Raw genomic sequence first — 21,867 nt, 5'->3', positions numbered from 1 at the left:
CGAACCGGCGGCCGGGGGGCCGGCCGGACCATCGGGATGCACCACATGAAAGTCGCTCTTCTCCTCGGGGCCGCCCTGGCGCCCCTCGCCCTCGCCGGCGCGGTCCAGGCCCAGGAACAGGACGCCCGCTCCGCCGAGCCCGTCCGCATCGAGGACGTGGTGGTCACCGGGGACATCGTCTTCCGCAATCGCACCGCCGAAGCGAACCCGATCCTCTCGTACGACCTCGAATACTTCCAGCGCTTCGAGCCGGTGTCAGTGGGCGAAATGCTGAAGCGCGTGCCCGGCGTGACCTTCACCTCGGACGTGCTGGAGTTCGACGGCGTGTCGATGCGCGGCCTGCCGCCGGGGTACACCAACATCCTGATCAACGGCCGTCGCGCGCCGGGCGGCGAGGACGACGGCGCCTTCTTCGTCGACCGCATCCCGGCCGAGCTGGTCGAGCGCATCGAGATCATCCGCAGCCCGCGCGCCGACCAGCCGTCGGACGGCGTGGCCGGCGCGATCAACGTGGTGCTCAAGGAAGGGGCGCAGCTGGAAGGCGGCGTGGTCCGCGGCGGCGTGCTCGTCAACGAGGACGGCGAGATGCGCGGCGCCGGCTCGGTCGCCTGGGCGGGCGGGACCGACAACACCTCGCTCTGGGTGGCGCTCAACTACCAGGGTCGCCGGAATCCGAAGGAGAAGCGGTCCGAGCGCTATGACGACGATCCGGCGAACGGCGGCGCGCTCGACAACATCGAGCTGCAGGACGACACGCGCGACGGCGAGGACCTGTCGGCCAACGCCGAGTTCACCGTTCGCTTCGACAACGGCCGGCTGCGCTTCAACGGCCTCGCGGTCGACACCGACCGCGACGAGGACGAGACCTCGCTGACCTACGTCGATAACGGCTCCGGCGTGTTCGACGAGCTGGACGAGACCGAGGTGCAGGCCGAGCGGATCAGCCAGCAGACCTACGCCCTCGGCATGGACGGCGAGTTCGACGTCGGACCGGGCGAGCTCGACTTCAAGGCTGGCTGGTCCGGCTTCCGGGAAGACAGCAGCAGCCGCACCGACGTGGCCGATCCCGGCGACCCGCTGGAGCTGGATGAATACGTCGAGCTGGACATCACCGACGATGAATACGAGTTCGGCGCGGCCTACACCCTGGGCGAGGGCGCCTTCCGGCTGAAGTTCGGCGCCGACTACCTGATCAAGGAGCGGGACGCGGCCGAGGTCGAGTTCGACATCTCGGGCGGCATGGTCGACGATCCGGATCCGGAGCCGGGCGCCATCTACAGCATCGAGGAGACCCGGCTGGAGCCGTTCGTGCGCGGGACCTTCGAGCTGAGCCCCGCCCTCACCCTCGACGTCGGCCTGCGCTACGAGTCGATGGACCGGGAGGTGACCAGCGATCTCGGGACGGTCGAGTCCGACGCGAGCGAGCTCTTCCCGTCGGCGCACCTGACCTGGTCGCCCACCAGCCGCGACCAGTTCCGCGCCTCCTGGGCGCGGACCCAGCGCCGGCCGGACTACAGCTTCCTGGCGCCCTATCTCGCCGACGAAGAGCCGGGCGACGAGGACGCCCTGCAGGGCAACCCGCTGCTCGAAAGCGAGTTCGCCAACGGCTTCGACCTCGGCTACGAGCACCGGATCGGCCGGCGCGGCGTCGTCGGCGTGAACCTGTTCTACCGCGAGATCGAGAACCTGATCGAGCTGGTCGACACGGGCCGGGAGGTCAACGAGGACGGGGATCCGCCGGCCGCCGGCGACGACGTCTACAACCTGTTCGAGCCGCGCAACATCGGCGACGGCACGACCTGGGGCGTCGAGGTCGACTTCTCGGCCCCGCTGGACTTCGTCGGCCTGCCGGAGACCGGGGTGTTCTTCAACTACACCTGGCTGGAGAGCGAGGTGGTCGACCCCTGGACCGGCGTCGAGCGTCAGTTCCGCAACCAGCCGTCGAACGTCTACAACCTCGGCTTCATCCAGAACCTCCCGTCGTGGGGCGCCAGCTTCGGCGCCAGCCTCTATGGCCGCGACGAGGGCTATGAGTCGGGTCTCGATGAGCTGGTCGAGGTCGAGTACGACCAGGACCTCGAGGCGTTCGTGGAGAAGCGCTTCGGCGACCGCATCGTGGTCCGCCTCTCCGCCATCAACCTGCTCGACAAGGAAAAGCGGGAGACGTTCTGGAAGTACGACGGCGACTCCGTCGAGGAGATCCTCGACAACCGCGCGAACGGGGACCTGGACGAGTTCGAGCTGGAGAGCGAGCGCTCGGGCGTGCTGTACCAGCTGACGGTCCGCGCCACGTTCTGATCCCGCACAGGTCCGGCCGGAAGGTTTCCGGCTGGACCGCCCGGGAAACCGCGGCTAGGTCGCCTTGGGGGCGAATGCGGGCTGTTCCGGTTCGCCCCTTGCAAGGTGTCTCCCGGACCGGCGCAGCGGCGCCAGAACGGGACAGTCAGGGCGTATGTTTCTCGAGGGCCAGATCAACTGGGTGTGGGTTCTGGGCGGGCTGGCCGCGGCCGGCTGGCTGCTGGGGTTTGTCGCGCTCTGGTTCGCCTGGACCAACCGGTCGCGTCACGTCGACGCCTCGGGCCAGCTCGACCTGGTGCAGAGGGTCGCCGAGGAATCGCAGAAGCGCCTGTTCGAGACCCTCAACGCCATCCCCGTCGCCCTCGTCGAGACCGACAAACAGGGGAAGTTCGTCTTCGCCAACCGTGCGGCGCACCAGCTGCTGGGGCGGCGCGACGCGGAGCTGATCGGGCTGCGTTTTCACTCGGCGACCTGGGGCATCACCTTCCCCGACGGGCGGCCGGTGCCGCCGGATCTGCTTCCCAGCGCCCGGGCCCTGCGCGGGCAGACGGTGAAGAGCTTCCAGCACCTGATCGCCAACCCGGCCAGCCGCCGCAAGATGCTGGTCTCGGTCACGGCGATGCCGATCGAGAACGAATGGGGCGAGATCACCGGCTCGACCGCGGCCATCGTCGAGACCGAGGGCCTGACCACCCCCGAGCCGCAGCCCGTCCCGTCGCAGACGACCGACGACGTCACCCGGCGGGTCTTCGACGCCGCGTCCAGCGCCCTGGTGGTCGTCTCCGCCGACGGAGCCGTGCGCGAGATCAACAACACCGCCCGCGCCCTTCTCGGACGGGAGCCGGCGGGCGGCGACTTCGCCGATCTGTTCCTCGCCGAGGACGAACGCGCCGAGGGCCGGCGCATCCTGCGTGGCGCGATCGACGTCCCGCCCGGAGAGGCGGAGCCGATCGTGTCCCGCCGCCAGGCGGACGGGGCCGTCCGCTGGTCGATCCTGCCGCTGCCGGACGCGGACGGACAGGTCGACGCCCTGCTGCTCGCCGGCGAGCGAGCGGAGGAGACGGCGGCTGCGGCGCCCGCCGGCGATGAGGCCGGGGTTCCGCCCGCCCCCGCGACGGACGAGGCCCTGCGGCTGCAGGCCGAGCTCGATGAGGCCCGGCGGATTGCGGAAGCGGCCGGCGCCGAGGCCGCTGAGGCCCGCGCCCGGGCTCAAGCCGCGCTCGACGAGGCCCGAAAGGCGCAGGAGGCCGCACAGGCGGAGCTGCAGGGCGGACGCCGGATGGAGAGCGTCGGCCGGCTGACCGGAGGGCTGGCGCACGATTTCAACGCCCTGCTCGGCGTCATGACGGGAGCCTTGGACATGATGCTGCGGCAGGCGGACGACCCCGGCCGCGTGCGTCGCCTCGGGGAGGCGGCGCTGGCCGCCGGCCGCCGCGGCGAGGCGCTCACCCGCCGCCTGACCGCCTTCGCCCAGGGCGACGACGAGCCGGTCCTGCCCCTTCTCGACGCCGGCCTCCTGCTGCGCGGTCTCGAAACCCGCCTGCGCGCCATGGTCGGCCCCGGCGTGGACCTGATGGTCGAGGCCCCGGCGCAGCCGGCGATGGCCCGGATCGACCCGGTGGCCTTCGAGGGGGCCGTGCAGGCCCTGACCCGGAACGCCGTCGAGGCCGTCGGCGGCCAGGGTTCGGTCGCGGTGCGACTGGAGCGGCAGCTCGAGGGCGGGCTGCGGCTCAGCGTGCGCGACACGGGCCCCGGCATGGACCGGGAGCTGGCCGCCCGCGCCGTCGAGCCCTTCTTCACGACCCGCGAGGGCGCGGCGGGGCTGGGCCTGTCCCAGGCCTACGCCTTCGCCCGCCAGTCGGGCGGCGTGCTGTCGATCGAGAGCCAGCCGGGTTCCGGCGCCGAGGTGTCGATCACCCTTCCGGACGCCGCCTGATCCTGCCTATCGCCGTTCGCCGTCGGCCGGTGTAGGCTGGTTAACGGAGAGGGAGTGCGGGTCATGAAAGTGCTGAGACTCATCGTGGCGGCGGCGGTGCTGGGCTATGCGGCCTGGCTGGCGTGGCCCTGGCTGGCCCCGCTGCTGGGGTCCGCGGCCCCGGAGGCGCCGATGGCCATGCGGAGCGCCGCCGAGGCGGGGGCGCCGCTGTTCGGCCTCGTGCCGGCCTGGGCGGTCCTGGCCGCCGCCATCCTCCTCTATGTGGTGGCGGCGCTGATGCTGGGCTCCGGCAATTCGCGGGCGGCGGTGGCCTATTTCCTCGGTTTCATCGCCGACGCGATCCTTCGCCTGGCCATGGACGGACGGCTGCCGGGCGCGGGGGCGCCCGCTGCGGAGGCCTCGGGCGCGGCCCTCCGCGGCCCGCCGGCGGGTCTGCCGGTCGATCCGCTGTGGCTGGCGCTGGGCGCGCTGCTGCTGCTCGGCGTTCTGGTGGTCGTCGCCGGCCGCCGCATCCGCCGCAAGCGCCTGCCAGGGCAGTTCGCCTACTGAGACGTCTGCGCGCGGGCGGTTGACCGGCGCGGCGGGGTCGCTAGGTTCCGGCCGCCTCCCCGCCCCAGCAGCCCAGAGACCCCCATGGCCGAAGCCGCAAACTACGACGTCGTCATCATCGGGGGCGGACCGGGCGGCTACAACGCCGCCATCCGCGCGGGCCAGCTGGGCCTGAAGGTCGCCTGCGTCGAGATGCGCGACACGCTCGGCGGCACCTGCCTGAACGTGGGCTGCATGCCCTCCAAGGCCCTGCTGCACGCCTCGGAGCTGTTCGAGGCGGCGACGAAGGAATTCCCGAAACTGGGCATCGAGGTCGGGGCGCCGAAGCTCAACCTCGACCAGATGATGGGCCAGAAGGCCGAGAGCGTCTCGGCCCTGACCAAGGGCATCGAATTCCTGTTCAAGAAGAACAAGGTCGAGTGGATCAGGGGCCGGGGACGGATCACCGGCCCGGGGGCGGTCGAGGTGACGGCGGCGGACGGAACCGTCACGACCCTGTCGGCGAAGAACATCCTGATCGCCACCGGTTCCGAGCCGACCCCGCTGCCGGGAGTCGCCTTCGAGGACGGCAAGGTGGTCGACTCCACCGGCGCCCTGTCGCTGGCGGCCGTGCCGAAGAAGCTGATCGTGGTCGGCGCCGGCATCATCGGTCTGGAGCTCGGCTCGGTGTGGCGCCGCCTCGGCGCGGAGGTGACCGTGGTCGAATACCTCGACCGCATCACCCCCGGCATGGACCTCGATGTCGCCAGGGCCTTTCAGCGCTCGCTGACCAAGCAGGGCATGAGCTTCCGGCTGGGCATGAAGGTCACCGGCGGGAAGACCGGCAAGGACGGCGTCGAGCTGACCGTCGAACCGGCCGCCGGCGGCGCGGCGGAGACCCTGAAGGGGGACGTGGTGCTGGTGGCCATCGGCCGCCGTCCCTACACCGAGGGGCTGGGCCTCGAGACGGTCGGGATCGAGCCCGACAAGCGCGGCTTCATCGCCAACGACCACTTCCGCACCAACGCCGGCGGCGTCTGGGTGATCGGCGACGTGACCCACGGGCCGATGCTGGCCCACAAGGCCGAGGAGGACGGCGTCGCGGCGATCGAGCTGATCGCGGGCAAGCCCGGCCACGTCGACTACGACCTGGTGCCGAGCGTCGTCTACACCGCTCCCGAGGTGGCCTGGGTCGGCAAGACCGAGGAGCAGCTGAAGGAGGCCGGCGTCGCCTACAAGGCCGGCAAATTCCCCTTCACCGCCAACAGCCGCGCGAAGATCAATCACGAGACCGACGGCTTCGTGAAGGTGCTGGCCGACGCCGCCACCGACCGCATCCTCGGGGTGCACATCTTCGGCCCGCAGGCCGGCGAGATGATCGGCGAGGCCTGCGTCGCCATGGCCTTCGGCGGGGCGTCGGAGGACATCGCCCGCATCTGCCACCCGCACCCGACCCGTTCCGAGGCCGTCCGCCAGGCGGCCATGGGCGTCGAGGGCTGGACCATGCAGGCCTGAGCCGGCTCAGCCGCGCAGCGTATCCTCGACCGATCGGGTCGTCTGCCGCCGCAGGCCGCGGAAGGTCACCGACCCGGCGTCGAAATCCATGGCGACATGGCGGAACCGGCCCAGCAGGTCGGCCCCGATAAGCAGGGCCGGCCGGTCGTCCAGCTCCAGCGTGCCGAAGCAATGCAGGTCGGCGAAGAGCAGCGGCGTCGGCCCGAGCCGGTTCGCGCCCAGACGGAGGTCGGACACCCGGGCCAGATCCGCTGACAGGCTCTGGCCGGTCACGCCGTAGAGCGGCACCCGCTGCGCCAGCCGTCCGAACTCGCTGCGGCGGGCGGCGACCGCCCGCTGAAGCCGCCCGTTGCCGATCGAATACTGGGCCCCGCTGTCGATGAAGGCCGCCGTCGGCACCCCCTCCACCGCCACCTGGGTCAGGATGAGCTGTCCGAACCGGCCGCGGACGGTGCGCACGCCGGCGCGGGGGAGGCGGGTGCCCGTCGTCATGTCCGCGCCGCCCATCAGGATGCGGACGCCGGGGATGCTCAGGCTGGCCGAGCGCCGGCTGACGTCGAAGCTCAGGCGGAAGCGGCCCAGCACGTCCAGCCCCAGCAGGCCGTCCGCGCCCAGATTGTCCGCCGGCAGCACCGGACAGACCAGATCGTGGAAGTTGAGGCCGCTGAGCTGGAGGCGATGGACGGCGACGCTGTCGGTGCGTGTCGCCGTGGTGATGCCGTGGACCAGCACCGGCGCCCGTTGCGGCAGGGCCAGCTCGGCCGCGACCGCATCGGAAACCGCCGTCGCCGCGGCGCCGGTGTCGATGACGAAGGTGAACGGTCCGCGCCCGTTCACGGTCACCGCCGCGCCGACCCGCGTGAACAGGTTGGCGAGCAGCTGCACCGGCTGCGCCGCGTCGGGCGCCGGCGGCGGCTCCTGGGCCCGGACCGGCGACCGGGACAGGGCGAGACCGGCCGCCCCCGCGCCCAGACCCGCCAGCATCCAGCGCCGATCCGGTCCCCTCATCCCTCTCTCCGCCGCGGCCCCCCGCCGCACGAACCCGCACTGTAGGCGCAGAGGGAGAGAACTGGCCAGTGCGCCGGATCAGGCGCGGGGGTGGGCGGCGGCGTAGGCGTCGAGCAGCCGGGCGGCGTCGACGGCGGTGTACTTCTGGGTGGTCGACAGGCTGGCGTGGCCTAGCAGCTGCTGGATCGATCGCAGGTCGGCGCCGGCCCCCAGCAGATGGGTGGCGAAGCTGTGGCGCAGGGCGTGCGGCGTCGCGCTGGCGGGCAGGCCCAGCCGGCCGCGCAGCCGCTGCATGGCGGCCTGCACCTGCCGCGGACCGAGCGGGCCGCCGCGCCGCGCCCGGAACAGCGCGTCGTCCGGAGCCAGCGGCCAGGGCTGCAGGGCGAGGTAGGCGTCGACCGCCTCGCGCACCGCGGGCAGCACCGGAGCCAGCCGGATCTTGCCGCCCTTGCCGAGGATGCGCAGGGCCTCGGACAGGGGCGCGTCCCGGCGGGTCAGGGCCAGGGCTTCGGAGATGCGCAGGCCGCAGCCGTAGAGCAGGGTCAGGACGGCCCGGTCGCGGGCGGCCTCCCAGGGCTCCACGTCCGGATCGGCCTGCGTCTCCTGCAGCAGGCCGCGGGCCTGATCCTCGCTCACCGGCCGCGGCAGGGTCGGCTTGATCCGCGGGCCGCGGACGAGCGCCAGCTGCGGCGCGGGCGTGGCCAGGCGGCGGTCGAGGAAGGCGTGAAAGGTGCGGATCGCCGCCAGGGTCTGGCCGATCGAGCGGGCGGCGAGGGGGCGGTCGCCGCCGCGCCGGGCGGCGAGGTGGGCGCGCACCTCGGCCGCCGTGACCGAGCCCAGGTCCGCGAGACGCAGGGCCTCGCCCCGGTGCTGCGCCAGGAAGGCCAGGTACAGCCGCCCGATGTGGCCGTAGGCCTCGAGGGTGCGCGGCGACAGCCGACGCTCGTGGGCGAGGTGCTCCAGCCAGGCGGCGAGCGCCTGCTCCGCGCTCAGCTGAGGATCGGCCATCGTTCGGCCGTCCGTTCGACGACCCGGGCGATGAAGGCGACGAGTTCGCAGCCCATGTTCGGCGTGAAGCCGTCCGGCTCGGACGAGCCGAAGGCGCAAAGACCCGCCCGCGCCGCCGTTCCGGAACCCGGGAAGTGCGGCGTCATCCGGATCAGGGCCACCGAGCGGACCTCGTCGGCGGCGGCCCCGAACAGGTTCAGCCCGTCGAAGTGCGGGCCCAGCCAGGCGAGGCCGTGCTCCCCGAGCAGGGCGTCGACCCGTCCGGCCTCGAGCGTCTTCCAGCCGAACGGCGCGCCGCCCGGCTTCTCCAGGGCCACCGCCGCGCCGGCGAGGCCGAAGCGGCCCTGGACCGCGGCGTCGAGCCGCCGGGCCAGGTCGGACAGGTTGCGCGCCTCCATCAGGTCGAGGGCGGCGACGTGGGTCTGGGTCTGGGCGGCGAAATTGGCGCGGGCGATCGCCTCGATGCGCTTGCGGGCGTCCGCCTCCCGCTCCGCGGCCGCCTCGAGACGGGTCAGGGCGGCGCGGCCGAAGTCGACCACGTTGCGGCCGTGCGGCTTCAGGCCGATCTCCTCGAGCAGGGAGCGGTCGTCGAGCAGGGTCTGCGGATTGGCCTGCAGCCAGGCCCGGATCTCCGGCCAGTGCGGCTCGGTCGGGGCGTCGGCGGAGAGGTCAGGCGATGCGCTCACGAAGACCTCTCCCCGAGGCGACTCTTACAGGATGGACTGGCCGGTCTTGCCCCAGTCGGCTAGGAAGGCATCAAGCCCCTTGTCGGTTAACGGGTGCTTGACCAGGGCCTTGAAAACGTCGGCCGGCAGGGTGGCGGCGTCGGCGCCGGCGAGGGCCGCCGCCGAGACGTGCGAGGGGTTGCGCAGGGAGGCGGCCAGCACCTCGGTCTCGAAACCGTGGATGTCGTACAGGGTGCGGATCTCCTCCAGCAGGGCCACGCCGTCGGCGCCGTGGTCCTCCAGCCGCCCCACGAAGGGCGAGATGAAGGTGGCGCCGGCCTTGGCGGCCAGCAGGGCCTGGGCGGCGGAGAAGCACAGGGTGACGTTGGTCTTCACGCCGCGCTCGGCGAAGGCGCGGGTGGCGCGCAGGCCGTCCCAGGTCAGCGGCAGCTTGACCACCACGTTCGGGGCGATGGCGGCGAGCTTCTCGCCTTCGCGGACCATGGTCTCGAAGTCGGTCGCCACCGCCTCGGCGGAGATCGGCCCCTCGACGAGGGCGCAAATCTCGGCGATGACCTCGGCGATGTTCCGGCCCGACTTGGCGATCAGCGACGGATTGGTGGTGACGCCGTCCACCATTCCGGTGGGGACCATGTCCTTGATGACGGCGACGTCGGCGGTGTCGAGGAAGAGTTTCATGCGCGGGCTTCTAGCCCTTCGGAGCCGCCGGTGAAAGTCGCCTCCGTCCTGATTCCCCTGCCGGTGCCCGAGGCCTTCGACTACGAGGTCCCGGAGGGGCTGGAGGTCGCGCGCGGCGACCAGGTCTCCGTCCCGCTGGGACCGAGGCTGGTGCGGGGCGTGGTGGCGGAGGCGCGCGAGACGACCGGCTCGAACCGGCGGCTGAAGGCCGTGGCCGGGCGCCTCGACGAGCCGGCCCTGCCGGAGCGGACGGTGGACTTCGTCGAATGGGCGGCCCGCTGGACCCTCAGCGCGCCGGGCGAGATGGCGGCGGCGGCGCTGAAGGGGCTCCGCGCCCCCCGGCCCCGCCCGGAGCGGCGGGTGCGGCGGGTCGGTCAGCGGCTGCCGGCCCGGCCGACCGCGGCCCGCACGGGCGTGCTGGAGGCCCTCGGGGCGCGGGCGATGCCCGCCGCCGACCTCGCCCGTCTCGCCGGCGTCTCTCCCGGCGTGATCAAGGGCCTTGTGGACGAGGGCGTGCTGGAGGTGGTCGAGATCGCGGCGACGGCCGCCTTCGATCGTCCGGACCCGGAGCATGCCCCCGCGGCGCTCAATCCCGACCAGGCTGTGGCCGCCCGGGCCCTCGCGGAGGCCGCAAGCGACGGCCGTTTCGCCCCCTTCCTGCTCGACGGCGTCACCGGCTCGGGCAAGACCGAAGCCTATCTGGAGGCGGCGGCGCAGGCCCTGAGGGCGGATCCCGGGGCGCAGATCCTGATCCTGTTGCCCGAGATCGCCCTGACCCAGGCGGTGATCGAGCGCATCGCCGCCCGCTTCGGCGCGGCCCCGGCCGAGTGGCACTCCGGGGTCGCGCCGCCGCGCCGTCGGCAGGTGTGGGAGGCGGTGCGGGCCGGGCGATGCAGCATCGTGGTCGGGGCCCGCTCGGCCCTGTTCCTGCCGTTTGTCCGTCTACGGATGATCGTGGTGGACGAAGAGCACGACGGCTCGTTCAAGCAGGAGGAGGGGCTGGTCTACCATGGCCGCGACCTGGCCGTGGCCCGGGCCCGGATCGAGGCGGCGACCGTGGTCCTGGCCTCGGCCACGCCGTCGCTGGAGACGCTGTGGAACGCCCGCCACGGCCGCTACGGCTGGCTCAAGCTGGGCGCCCGCCACGGGGCGGCGGTGCTCCCCGAGATCCGTCTGGTCGACCTGCGGGAATGCCCGCCCGATCCGCAGACCTGGCTGTCGCAGCCGCTGCGCGAGGCGATCGGCGAAACCCTGCTGAAAGGCGAGCAGAGCCTGCTGTTCCTCAACCGGCGCGGCTACGCGCCGGTGGTGCTGTGCCGCGCCTGCGGCCACCGGCTGACGGCGCCGGACACCGACAGCTGGCTGGTCGAGCATCGCTACACCGGCCGGCTGGTGTGCCACCTGACCGGCTTCTCCATGCCGCGGCCGAAGCTGTGTCCCGCCTGCGGCGCGGAGGAGTCGCTGGTGTCGGTGGGCCCCGGCGTCGAGCGGGTCGAGGAGGAGGTGCGCCAGCTGTTCCCCGAGGCGCGCACGGCGGTGTTCAGCTCCGACACCGTCCCCGACGGCCGCGCCGCCCGCGAGCTGATCCGCCGCATGGCCGAGGGCGAGATCGACATCCTCGTCGCCACCCAGGCGGCGGCCAAGGGCCACAACTTCCCGCGCCTGACGCTGGTCGGCGTGGTCGACGCCGACCTCGGCCTCAGGGGCGGCGACCTGCGGGCGGCCGAGCGCACCTTCCAGCTGCTCACCCAGGCGACCGGCCGGGCCGGCCGGGCCGAGCGGCCGGGCCGCGCCCTGCTGCAGACCTGGACCCCGGAGCACCCGGTGCTACAGGCGCTGGCGGCCGGCGACCGCGACGCCTTCGTCGAGGCCGAGATGGCCGAGCGCGAGGCGGCGTCGCTGCCGCCGCACGGCCGTCTGGCGGCGCTGATCCTGTCCGGGGAGAACCCGCAGGCGGTGGAGAAGGCGGCGCGCGACCTGGCCGAAGCCATCCCCAACGCCGACCGGCTGGAGGTCTACGGCCCGGCCGATGCGCCGCTCGCGCTGGTGCGGGGACGCCGCCGCAAGCGGCTGCTGGTGCGGGCCGACCGGGACGTCGACCTGCAGGCCTTCCTGCGCACCTGGCTGGGACGGGTGAAGATCCCGGCCTCGGTGCGGCTGAACGTGGACGTGGACCCCTACAGCTTCCTGTGAGCCCGGCGCGCGGCGTCAGGCGGCGTCGTCGACCTTGCCGGCGGCGGCCTGCTTCTCCTTGAAGGCGCGCATGCCGGCGGCGATCAGCTCGGCGGCCTCGCCGGCGTCGCCCCAGCCCTTGACCGTGACCGACTTGCCCTTCTCCAGGTCCTTGTAGCGGGTGAAGAAGTGCTCGATCTGCTCGACCAGGATGGCCGGGAGCTGCCGGTAGCTGGCGATGTCGGTGTAGTACGGGTTCAGCTTGTCGACCGGCACCGCCAGGATCTTCTCGTCCCCGCCCGCCTCGTCGACCATCTTGAGAACGCCGATCGGCCGCGAGCGGATGATGCAGCCCGGCACCACCGGGGTCGGGTTCAGCACGATCACGTCGCAGGGATCGCCGTCGTCGGACAGGGTGTGCGGCACGAAGCCGTAGTTGCCCGGATAGTACATGGCGGTGTGCAGGAAACGGTCGACGAACAGGGCGCCCGAGGCCTTGTCCATCTCGTACTTCACCGGCAGGCCGCCCTGCGGAATCTCGATGACCACATTGACGTCCCAGGGAGGGTTGGGACCGACGGGAACGGCGTCGAGGTTCATGACGGGCTCGTCTGTGTGCAGCTGCGAACGGGGAGGCGGGCGTGATAGGCGCGGCGGGCGGCGGACGCAAGGCGCGGCCGTGAGGGAAAGCGGCTTGAGCGGCCGGCGGTTGCGCGTCAGCATCGGCCGGCCGCCTCCGGAGCCCCGATGACCGCCCTCGACTACGCCGCCCTCGCCCTGTTCCTGGTGTGCTGGCTCGGCTACGGCCCGCTGCTGAAGCTGCTGGCCCACCGCACCGGCACCCTCAACGACGACATGATGGTGGTGCGCCGGGCGTGGATGAGCGCCATGGTGCGCCGCGAGGTGCGCATCGTCGACAGCCAGCTGATGGGCCACACCATCAATTCGGCCGGCTTCTTCGCCTCGACCAACCTGCTGCTGATCGCCGCGGTGGCGGGTATCCTGTTCGGCGGCGAGCAGGCGCTTCGCGGGGTGGCCGAAGTCGGCGCCGGGGATGTGCCGCGGCGGCTGCTGGAGGCCAAGCTGGCCCTGGTGCTGGTGTGCCTCGCCCGCGGTCTGCTCGACTTCATCTGGGCGATCCGGCAGCTGAACTACGCCCTGGCCGTGATCGGGGCGACGCCGGAGTCGGACTCCGCCGCGGGGGCGCAGGGTCTGGGCGAAGCCGCCGCCGCCCTGCTCAACCCGGCCCTCAGCGCCTTCAGCCAAGGGGTGCGCGGCTACTATTTCGCCCTCGCGGCGGCGGCCTGGCTGTTCGGCTCCGCCTGGCTGGCGGCGGCGGTGGCGGCCGCCTTCTGCCTGCTGGTCTGGCGTCAGGCCGCCTCGCCCGCGGCCCGCGCCATCCGCGCGGCGCGGCGCCTGCTGGAGCCCTGACCACGGCCGACCGTGAAGCCTGTTCGCATGCGCCGTGAAAAGCGGGTCAGATTTTCCGCTGTAAGCGTTTACTTGGCGAGCATACGGCCGAAGCGTGCCGTTACATCGTGTGAACGCGGGTGCGAAATGCCGACTTGACGATTTGTGCGCTGCACACTAGCTTTCCTGACGACGCCGCGAGGCGTCATGCCCTTCCTGGGCGTTTCCTCCCTAAAGACTTCAAGGCCGCGCCCCCGGGCGCGGCTTTTTTTCCGTCCCGTCGCCCGCGTCCAGCAGGCCGGCGATGACCCGCGCCACGCCGCGGGCGGCGCGCTCCCAGCCGGGGCCGGGGCGGCCGGCCGCCTCGTCCCAGTAGAGGGCGCGGTTGAGCTCGATCTGGATGGCGTGGAAGCCCTCGGCCGGCCGGCCCCACAGCTGGGTGCTCCAGCCGCCGGCGTAGGGCCGGTTCAAGGCCACCCGCCAGCCGAGAGCCTCGAAGGCCCGGCGCAGCCGCCGCGTCAGGGCGGCGTCGCAGGCGGCGCCGTGGCGGTCGCCGAGGACCACGTCCGGGCCGCGCACCCCCGGGGAGCCGGTGGCCCGGGCCGGCATCGAGTGCCAGTCGACCAGCACCGCCTCGCCCTGCCGCGCGTGCGCCGCCGCCATCTCCGCCGCCAGGGCGGCGTGGTAGGGGGCGTGGACCCGGGCCAGCCGGGCGTCGGCCTCGGCCAGCGACAGCTGGCGCGCGTACAGGGGGCGGCCGTCGCCGGTGAGGCGCGGGATCACCCCGTAGCCCGCCGCCGCGCGCGGCGAGGCCGGGCCGGGCGCGTCGGCGACAAGGACCGGATCGAGGTCGTCGGGCGCGCGGTTGAGGTCGACATAGGCGCGACTCCACTGGCCGAGCACCAGCACCGCGCCCGCCGCCGCCCCGGGGGCGATCAGCCGGTCCACCCGGGCGTCGCCGGCGCTGTGCAGGCTGGCGGCCGCCAGGGCCGGGTCGGGCGCGAAGTCGTCCGGCAGGAACAGGCCCGAGTGGGGCGAGGCGAAGACGAAGCGGCCGGGGGCCGGCGGGCGGACCACCGCCACCGGGGGCGGGGCGTCCCCGTCTCCCCTCCTGTGTTCGCCCCCTGCGCCGGACATGGCTCCCGCATACCCTGTTTCGCCGCCCGATCCACAGGCGCGCGCGCGGCCGTTCGCCGGAGCGGTGTTTTTCATGGCGGGTTTACCGGTCGGCGCGTAGCGTTCCGGTTTGACGACCCCGGGGCGGACGAACACACGAATGGCGCGCATCCTTCTGGCCGAAGACGACACCTCGCTTCGCGGCTTCCTGACCCGCGCGCTCGAGCGGGCCGGCCACTCGGTGGTCGACTGCGAGAACGGGGACGACGCCATCGACGCCCTCGACCAGGGACCGTGGGACCTGCTGCTGACCGACATCGTCATGCCCGGGGCCGACGGCATCGAGGTCGCCCGCGTCGCCGCGGCGCGCCAGCCGGGCATCCGCATCATGTTCATCACCGGCTTCGCCGCCGTCGCCCTGTCGGCGGCCCAGGCCAGCCCCCAGGCCAAGGTGCTGTCCAAGCCGGTGCACCTGCGCGACCTCGTCGGCGAGGTCGAACGGATGGTCGCGGCCTGAGGTCCTAGCCGCCGCCGCGGCGGCGTTGCGGATCGGTCGTTTGGCTCTTGCGGCGCCCGGCGCGGCCGGGTTATAGACCGCGCCTTCCCGCCCCCGGGACCTCCGAGGGCCGTCACGGCGGACGCGTAGCTCAGCGGGAGAGCACTACGTTGACATCGTAGGGGTCACAGGTTCAATCCCTGTCGCGTCCACCATTCTTTTCCATCAGTTAGCCAGTCTGCAGCCCCTCTCCACGTGGGCCTGCCGATGAGTGGTCATCAATGCTGAATCTGCCCGATGGGGACGATTCCCGGCGTGGAGGTTGTCCGTCCGCTCAGCGCCTCATGGCGCCTGCGCCGGCGACCAGGTGATCTTGCCGAGCGGTTGTTGTTGTCACCCGCATGCACCCCTCCCGCCGGGGTCTGGGCGATGGCCGCCGAGGGCGCCCGTCGTGTCAGATCGGAGGCGGCCTGACCGCTTTTCGCCCGGGAGTTCCGGCGAGGATCCAGGCGGCGGCGATCGCAGCGATCGCAGGCGCGATCATGAATGTGGCGAGGGCGTTCAGGACCTCGGGAGTCCCCCGCGCGTCCGGGGCGTAGCCTGCGACCGACAGGCCGAGAGCCATCAGCGCCGACCCTGCCCCTGATGCGATCTGCATGGCCATTATCACCAGGCCAAAGATCGCCCCGCCGTTCGCGCCGGGAACGCCCGGTCCCACGTCGGCGGCCTCGGAGGTCAAGGTCCAGATCAGGGTGAACACCCCGCCGGCCCCCACTCCGTAGAGACCGACCGCGACGAGGAACAGATATGAGGGCAGGACGAGGCCTGCGACGAGGGGCAGTGCGCAGACCCCCGCCACGCCGTGGGCCGTCGCCAACGCGAACCGGACGCCGGAGCCCCGCGACAGCCTGATCCAGAGGGGCATGCCGGAGACCTGGCCTATGGCGAGCGCCATTATGGCTCCCCCGGCGAGAGTGGCGTCGCCGTAAACCTGATCGGCGAGGTAGAGAGCCGCTTTCGCCACAAGCGCGGTCAGGCCGTTGCCGAGGCATGCCAGCATCAGGACTGTCCGGACCCGCGCCCGGCCGAGCACCGAGGCGAGGTGAACAAGGGGCGCCCTCGCACCGACGGCCGGCTGGCGCGGCCCCGCCCGATCGAACGGCGAGGCGGCCCAGGCGGACAGCATGAGCAGGGCCGTCGTGGCGGCGGCCGTCGCCGCCGCCCACAGGGCGAGAGCGTCGCGGGCTCGCGCCGCAGGCTCAATGGCGAGGATCACGGGCAAGGTGAAGCCCAGCAGGAAGGTCGCTGCGGCGCTGAAGACAAAGCGGGCCCCGGCGAGCAGCGACCGATCATGGGCCGTCCGGGCGATACGGGCGATCAGGGCGTTGTGGGGCACGTCGACAAGGCTGTAGGCCGTTCTCAGGCCCAGCAAGGCTACGGCGGCCGGCGCAGCGCCGCCGAGACCGAGGGAGGGGCTGGCGAAAAGGGCCGCGAAGCTCAGACCAAGCAGCGGGGCCGACCTCCAGACGAAGGGGGCGAATCGCCCGGTCCGGTCGGCGAGATCGCCGACGAAGGGATCCAGCAGCGCATCCCAGACAAGGGTCGCAAGGATGATGAGGCCCGCCGCCGCCGCCGGAATGCCCATCAGGTCCGTAAAGGTGAACAGCAACGCCAGTTCGGTGGCGTTCCAGATCAGGCTCTTGGCGAAATTCCCGGAGGCGTAGCCAACGCCGCGCAGCAGGGAGAGGCGAGGCGGATCCGGGCGCATCGTCATTCGATCTCCTCCGCCAGGGAACGCGGCGGCCGTCTCCACTCGCCGGCGCCTCCGACCGTTGCGCGAACGACGGGTTGCCCTTATGTCGGTCTATAAATTCTCTTCATGATAATAATGTTTCGGAGGGACCGCCGATGGCTTGCGCAGGGCGACGGACGCGTATGGCAGGAATCCTCCTGGCGGTCGCCTGCGCCGGCGGGGCCGCGGCCCATGCCGGGGACCCGGTCCGGCTTCACGAGATCCAGCTCATCGGAACCCACAACTCGTACCACGTCGCGCCCGATCAGGCCGTGTTCGAGAGGATGCGGGAGACCGGCTACGCCGAAAGCGCCGAATGGCCGGCGGAGCGCCTCGCGCCGGCGCTCGCCTTCACCCATGCGCCGATCCCGGAGCAGCTCTCCCGCGGCGTCCGCGTCCTCGAGCTGGACGTTCATGACGACCCCGACGGCGGACGGTTCTCCAGCCCGGGCTTTCTGAAGGCGCTGCCGCCGGAGGTCCTGGCGTCGCTGCCTCCGGTCGATCCGGAACGGGAGCTAGACCGCCCCGGATTCAAGGTCTTCCATGCGGCGGACACGGACGTCCGGAGCACCTGCCTTCGGTTCGCACGGTGCCTGGAAGAGATCAGGGCGTGGTCAGACGCCCATCCCGGCCACATCCCGATCATCGTTCAGATCGAGACCAAGGCGGGGCGGAAGCCGCCCCTGGCCGATGCGTATGAACCCGCAGAGGCGTCGGCGTTCGACGACGCCTCATGGACCCGTCTTCATGACGAGATCCTGGCGGTCTTTCCGAGGGAGAGGCTGTTCCTGCCGGCCGAGTTGCAGGGCGCGTTCGTCTCGGTCAACGCAGCCGTACGGCGGGAAGGCTGGCCGCCCGTCGCGGAACTGCGTGGACGTGTGATCTTCATGCTGCTGGACGATCCGGAGCCCCAGGCGGCGTATGCGAGATTCACGTCCGGCGCGGTCGAGCCGATCCTGTTCCGGTCGATAAGCGCTGATGATCCGGGAACCGGCTGGCTGATCCGCCCCCAGCCCGACGGATCAGGATTCCGCCCCCTGCTGGCGGCAGGGTTTCTGGTCTACACGCGGGCCGACGCCAACTCGGTCGAGCCCCGGCTTGGCGACCGTTCACGGGCGAGCCTCGCGATGGACAGCGGGGCCCAGCTGATCTCCACCGACTATCCATGGCCTGCGCCCGGCGCGGAATCCTATGAAGTGTCTTTCCGCGGCGGGTTCGTGCGCTGCAATCCCGTGACGCGCCCGAAGGGCTGTGCGGCTAGCCCGGGATGAGAAGCCGCTCGTAGAGCGGGGCCGCGGCCGCCCCGACGACGCCTGCGGTAGGTCCGAGCGATGAGGCGAACACCCTGGGCCGCGGCAACAGGGCGCCCTCATTGCAGAAGGAGGCGTCGTCGACCCTCGCAACGACCTCCTGCAGCAGGTGACGCGGGAGGCGGCCCCCGATGACGATCGCGTCCGGATCGATGATCCGGGCCGTGACCCACAGCCCCTGGCGCAACTGCTGGGCGGCGCGGACGATCCACGCCCTGAGCGGGGGGCAGTCCTGCGGATGCAGATCCTCGAGATCGGCGAAGTCGGACGCCGGCACGCCCTGGGCGCTGAGCGTCGCGAAGAGGTCCTGCCCCGAGGGGCGCGGTCGATCGTTCGGGAACTGCACGCCGATCATCCCGGCGTTGCCGTTGGATCCGCGGTACAGAAGTCCGTTCAGCACCAGTCCGCCGCCGATCCCGTGTCCGATATGGCAGAAGAAGTAGCTTGAGAGCGTCTGCCCGATTCCCACGAGGCGCTCTCCGAGAGCCGCGCAGGCGGCGTCGTTCTCGACAACGATCGGGAACGGGCAGACCGCCTGAAGCTCCGCCGACAGGTCCTGCCCGCGGAAACCCGGAAACCACTCATGGGCGTTGATCTGGCGGCGGTCGGTTATGAAGTCGCCGGGCAGGGCCACGCCGACGCCGAGCATTCTGTCGCGCGGAGCGACGCCGCGAGCCAGCGCGGCCTCGATTACATCGACGGCGGCCCGCGCCACTTCGCCGGGCGAGTCGGCGTCACAGGGTCGGGTCTCGTAGGCGAGAAGTCGGCCTGACAGGTCGATCAGTCCGACCTGCACCTGCCGGTTGGTGAAGTACAGCCCGGCCGAAAAGGCGGCGTCGGCGCGCACGGTGAGCGGGCGGGTGGGCTGACCCCTCGCCCCGGTGCGCTGAACGCCCTCCTCGAGGAGCCCGTGTTCCGACAGCTCCCTCGTGATCCGCGTCACCGACATGGTCGACAGGTCGGCGAGCGGACCGATGCCGATCCTCGCGATCGGGCCGTGGCGCCAGATGACGTCGAGCACCTTCCGTTCGCTCGGGCTCAAGGGGGCAAGGCTGGCCTTCATGCCCGCCTTCTAGGGCAGGATCCGTCACAGGTCGAGATCGATCCCGGCTCTTTAAATAGCGTCACGTTATTAAAATGTCATCCTGCTTCGCTAGAGCGCAGCGGGCAGAGGGGGGCGCGGGGCTCCCCCGGCGACCTGGGGGATTTGGGCATGTCGAAATCTGGCGATCACGGTTTGAGGACGCTCTTGTGCGCGTCCGGCCTCGCAACGGTCTGGCTGGCCGCACCGGCGGCTTTCGCGCAAGCGCCGTCGCGGCCAGACCCGGATCCGGTGACAACGGTGGAGGAGATCATCGTGACGGGGCGGCGGAGCGTGGCCCCCTCGCTTTCGACCTTGCGGCGGACCGAGCAGGGCGCGGCCGACAGTCTGACGATGCAGCAGATCGAGAACCTGCCGGACGTCAGCCTGGCCCAGACCCTGGACCGCATCGTGGGGGTCAGCTCGGACCGCGGCTTCGGCACCTCCGAAGGGCGGACGGTGACCGTGCGGGGCTTCGACGCGCGCTACAACTCGATGACCGTCGACGGAACGCCCGTCTGGAACTCGAGCCGCAACAACCGCGGCACGCAGCTCGACGTCTTTCCGTCGTCCGTCGTGGCGCAGGTGGACGTCTTCAAGACCGTCGGCGCCGGGCTCGACGCCAACTCCATCGGCGGCCACATCGCCATGCGGACGCTGCGGGCCTTTGATGGCGGAGCCCAGCCCTATTTCCGGGCCCGCACGCTGTACGGCGTCTACGACCAGAGCGGGGAGCCCGGAGACGGCCGTCCCTCCTACCGGGCCGAGGCGGGAGGCAAGTTCACCTTCGGGCCCGGAAACAACTTCGGGGTCGTCCTGGGCGCCGACTACCAGCAGCACGAATTCTTCGACGAGGCCAACGAGGTCACCGCCTACACGGTCGTCAACGGACTCGACGTCCTGAACGGGAGCGGATTCCGCGGAGTCTTCCAGCGCGAGACCTCGACCGCCTCCGTCTACGGGAAGGTGGAGGCCCGCGCGACTGACCAGCTCTACGCCTTCGCCTCCCTGAGCTATTTCGACGACAGTCGCAGTGAAGTCTGGAACCGCGGGGGCGTCTTTTCGGCCGCCAACCGGGTCACGGGCGCGACGCAAGGCGCCGGAGCCTTCACCGGCGCGACCGCCGAGCAGTACTTCGAGACCTACGAGCTCGACCGCAAGACCACTCAACTGGTGGGCGGTCTGGACTATCGTCTGGGCGACCGGAGCGCGCTCAGCGTGCGCACCTCATTCCTGACCTATGATCATGACGAGGCCCTGTTTCGCTCGGAACGGTTCCAGCTCGGCAGCCTCGCGGGGTCCTATGTCATCGGGGAAACCCGTCCGGAGATCGCCCTGAACGCGGACCCGCGGATCGCGACCCCGGCCAGCTGGGTGCATCGCACCCGTCGCAACGCCTTCGATCTTCTCATTCCGCACGAGGACGAGGTCTTCCACCTCCAGGGCGACTACCGCTTCAACAGCCATGCCGAGAGCCGCGGCCTCGGCTTCGAGGGCGGGCTCTACGTCCGGCGGCTGGACCGGACCCATGATCGAACGACCGACAACTGGCAGCTCAGCGCGGGCACGGTCTACACGCTGGCGACGGCGGCGCTTCCGGGGCAGACGATCGATGGCGTCTCACCCACCTACATCGACCCGGTCGCCTATCGCGACTTCATCGAGACGGCGGGCGTCTACAGTCGCACGACCGACGACACCTCGGACTACACGCTCGTCGAGGATGTGGCCGCCCTGCACGCAACGGCCATCTACGACCTCGGCGCCCTGCGCGTGCTCGGCGGTTTCCGGGTCGAGCGCACCCGGTTCGACAATACGACGGCCAGCACCCAGTCCGGAACCCTCCAGCCGGATCGTCGCGAAGTGGAGTACACCAACTGGCTGCCCAACCTGCAGGCGACCTACGACCTCAGCCCTGACCTTCGTCTTCGCGCGTCCGCCACGCGCACGCTGGCCCGTCCGGATTTCTCGGACTTCGCGTTCGGTCAGACGGTCACCTTCGACGGCAACGGCTATCCCGTGATCGCCGGCGCCAATCCGCGCCTGGACCCCCGGCTGGCCGACAACCTGGACCTCAGCCTCGACTGGTTCCTCGAAGGCGGCTTCCTCTCGATCGGGATCTTCCACAAGGATCTCGAGAACGAGACCTTCCGCGAGCGTCGCGAGACGCGGGACGGGTCGGGCGTCGTCGTGCGGACCGAAACCATCCCGCTCAACACCGGCAGCGCCAGGGTGACAGGTCTCGAACTGAGCGTGGTCAAGGACCGGATGGACTTCCTCCCCGCGCCCTTCAACGGGCTTGGCTTCTCCGGGAACTACACCTGGCTGGACGGGGAATGGGACGTCGTCTTCACGGACGGATCCACCCGCACGGTCGGCGGTCTTCGGAACCAGCCCGAGTGGCTGGCCAACCTGAACCTCAGCTACAGCATCGGCCGGTTCGACGCCCAGCTCGCCTATCGGCTGCGCGGCCGCACCTTCACCGGGACCTTCGGGACCACGGCGGCCGACGACCAGTGGATCGCGGACTACGATCGTCTGGATCTGAGCGTCAACTGGCGGCTGACGGACTCGCTCAAGCTCACCGGGCAGATCCGGAACATCAACGACGCGTTCTGGATCGAGCAGTCCGGCGTCGACGGCGACTCGCTGAGAGCAGCCTACAACCCGGGCCGCACGGTCTGGTTCGGCATCTCCTACAAGCCCCGTTTCCACTGACGCGGGACGACGGCAGACGGTGCGGCGTCCGTGGGGCGTCGCACCGTTCATGTCGCAATCCGCCGACGGGCCGACGCGGACGAAAGTGGCGTCAGGCGCCGGGTGGTCGGGAATG

The 21,867-nt window shown here is 71.4% G+C and carries 17 protein-coding genes and 1 tRNA gene; 10 read left to right on the top strand and 8 right to left on the bottom strand.

What is annotated here, in order from left to right:
• Positions 1–45 precede the first annotated feature (45 nt).
• The 4 genes from H2038_RS04165 to lpdA all read left to right on the top strand — a co-directional run bounded on the left by H2038_RS04165 (position 46) and on the right by lpdA (position 6,277).
• On the top strand, positions 46–2,298 hold the full coding sequence (locus tag H2038_RS04165) for a TonB-dependent siderophore receptor (RefSeq protein WP_292109438.1): 2,253 nt from the start codon (positions 46–48) through the stop codon (positions 2,296–2,298).
• Between the two features lie 154 nt (positions 2,299–2,452).
• Positions 2,453–4,234 carry an ATP-binding protein gene (locus H2038_RS04160; RefSeq protein WP_292109436.1) on the top strand — a complete coding sequence of 594 codons (1,782 nt, stop codon included), beginning with the start codon at positions 2,453–2,455 and terminating at the stop codon, positions 4,232–4,234.
• Between the two features lie 63 nt (positions 4,235–4,297).
• Positions 4,298–4,783, top strand: a complete 486-nt coding sequence (locus tag H2038_RS04155; protein ID WP_292109433.1) for a hypothetical protein — start codon at positions 4,298–4,300, stop codon at positions 4,781–4,783.
• A gap of 84 nt (positions 4,784–4,867) precedes the next feature.
• On the top strand, positions 4,868–6,277 hold the full coding sequence (gene lpdA, locus H2038_RS04150) for a dihydrolipoyl dehydrogenase (protein ID WP_292109431.1): 1,410 nt from the start codon (positions 4,868–4,870) through the stop codon (positions 6,275–6,277).
• A 6-nt stretch (positions 6,278–6,283) separates the two neighbouring features.
• Here the strand turns inward: lpdA and H2038_RS04145 are convergent, their stop codons facing one another.
• From H2038_RS04145 to fsa, 4 genes are all read right to left on the bottom strand, one after another.
• Complete coding sequence (locus H2038_RS04145) at positions 6,284–7,285, bottom strand: retropepsin-like aspartic protease (RefSeq protein ID WP_292109430.1); 1,002 nt, start codon at positions 7,283–7,285, stop codon at positions 6,284–6,286.
• 78 nt (positions 7,286–7,363) lie between these two features.
• Positions 7,364–8,293, bottom strand: a complete 930-nt coding sequence (locus H2038_RS04140; RefSeq protein ID WP_292109428.1) for a tyrosine recombinase XerC — start codon at positions 8,291–8,293, stop codon at positions 7,364–7,366.
• Positions 8,275–8,979 carry a DUF484 family protein gene (locus tag H2038_RS04135; protein WP_292109426.1) on the bottom strand — a complete coding sequence of 235 codons (705 nt, stop codon included), beginning with the start codon at positions 8,977–8,979 and terminating at the stop codon, positions 8,275–8,277. The genes H2038_RS04140 and H2038_RS04135 overlap by 19 nt, the downstream gene beginning before the upstream one ends.
• Before the next feature lie 24 nt (positions 8,980–9,003).
• On the bottom strand, positions 9,004–9,657 hold the full coding sequence (gene fsa / locus H2038_RS04130) for a fructose-6-phosphate aldolase (protein ID WP_292109424.1): 654 nt from the start codon (positions 9,655–9,657) through the stop codon (positions 9,004–9,006).
• 30 nt (positions 9,658–9,687) lie between these two features.
• On the opposite strand from fsa, the gene H2038_RS04125 reads away from it, so the two are divergent.
• On the top strand, positions 9,688–11,850 hold the full coding sequence (locus H2038_RS04125; protein ID WP_292109422.1) for a primosomal protein N': 2,163 nt from the start codon (positions 9,688–9,690) through the stop codon (positions 11,848–11,850).
• 15 nt (positions 11,851–11,865) lie between these two features.
• On the opposite strand, the gene ppa is transcribed toward H2038_RS04125, so the two are convergent.
• On the bottom strand, positions 11,866–12,429 hold the full coding sequence (gene ppa / locus H2038_RS04120; RefSeq protein WP_292109420.1) for an inorganic diphosphatase: 564 nt from the start codon (positions 12,427–12,429) through the stop codon (positions 11,866–11,868).
• Between the two features lie 147 nt (positions 12,430–12,576).
• Between ppa and H2038_RS04115 the strand changes: the two genes are divergently transcribed.
• Positions 12,577–13,260 carry a DUF599 family protein gene (locus H2038_RS04115; protein WP_292109418.1) on the top strand — a complete coding sequence of 228 codons (684 nt, stop codon included), beginning with the start codon at positions 12,577–12,579 and terminating at the stop codon, positions 13,258–13,260.
• A 219-nt stretch (positions 13,261–13,479) separates the two neighbouring features.
• On the opposite strand, the gene H2038_RS04110 is transcribed toward H2038_RS04115, so the two are convergent.
• Positions 13,480–14,451, bottom strand: a complete 972-nt coding sequence (locus tag H2038_RS04110; protein ID WP_292109417.1) for an N-formylglutamate amidohydrolase — start codon at positions 14,449–14,451, stop codon at positions 13,480–13,482.
• A 64-nt stretch (positions 14,452–14,515) separates the two neighbouring features.
• On the opposite strand from H2038_RS04110, the gene cpdR reads away from it, so the two are divergent.
• The gene (cpdR, locus tag H2038_RS04105) at positions 14,516–14,872 is read left to right on the top strand and encodes a cell cycle two-component system response regulator CpdR (RefSeq protein WP_141625518.1); all 357 of its coding nucleotides are present in this window, start codon (positions 14,516–14,518) and stop codon (positions 14,870–14,872) included.
• Between the two features lie 119 nt (positions 14,873–14,991).
• Positions 14,992–15,066: transfer RNA gene (locus tag H2038_RS04100), tRNA-Val, on the top strand.
• Positions 15,067–15,305: 239 nt separating this feature from the next.
• Here H2038_RS04100 and H2038_RS04095 read toward each other — a convergent pair.
• Positions 15,306–16,625 (bottom strand): MFS transporter, encoded by a 1,320-nt coding sequence (locus H2038_RS04095; RefSeq protein ID WP_292109415.1) that lies wholly within the window; start codon positions 16,623–16,625, stop codon positions 15,306–15,308.
• A 134-nt stretch (positions 16,626–16,759) separates the two neighbouring features.
• Between H2038_RS04095 and H2038_RS04090 the strand changes: the two genes are divergently transcribed.
• Positions 16,760–17,914 (top strand): Ca2+-dependent phosphoinositide-specific phospholipase C, encoded by a 1,155-nt coding sequence (locus H2038_RS04090; protein WP_366926482.1) that lies wholly within the window; start codon positions 16,760–16,762, stop codon positions 17,912–17,914.
• Here H2038_RS04090 and H2038_RS04085 read toward each other — a convergent pair.
• Positions 17,901–19,016, bottom strand: coding sequence for an ROK family transcriptional regulator (locus H2038_RS04085; RefSeq protein WP_292109413.1), 1,116 nt, complete (start codon positions 19,014–19,016; stop codon positions 17,901–17,903). The two genes, H2038_RS04090 and H2038_RS04085, sit on opposite strands and share 14 nt — an antisense overlap.
• 150 nt (positions 19,017–19,166) lie before the next feature.
• Between H2038_RS04085 and H2038_RS04080 the strand changes: the two genes are divergently transcribed.
• On the top strand, positions 19,167–21,752 hold the full coding sequence (locus tag H2038_RS04080; protein WP_292109412.1) for a TonB-dependent receptor: 2,586 nt from the start codon (positions 19,167–19,169) through the stop codon (positions 21,750–21,752).
• Positions 21,753–21,867 lie beyond the last annotated feature (115 nt).

Source organism: Brevundimonas sp., assembly GCF_013912005.1.
Taxonomy (GTDB): Bacteria; Pseudomonadota; Alphaproteobacteria; order Caulobacterales; family Caulobacteraceae; genus Brevundimonas.
Note: the sequence above shows the minus strand (reverse complement) of the source record. Positions and strands in the feature narration are given on the sequence as shown.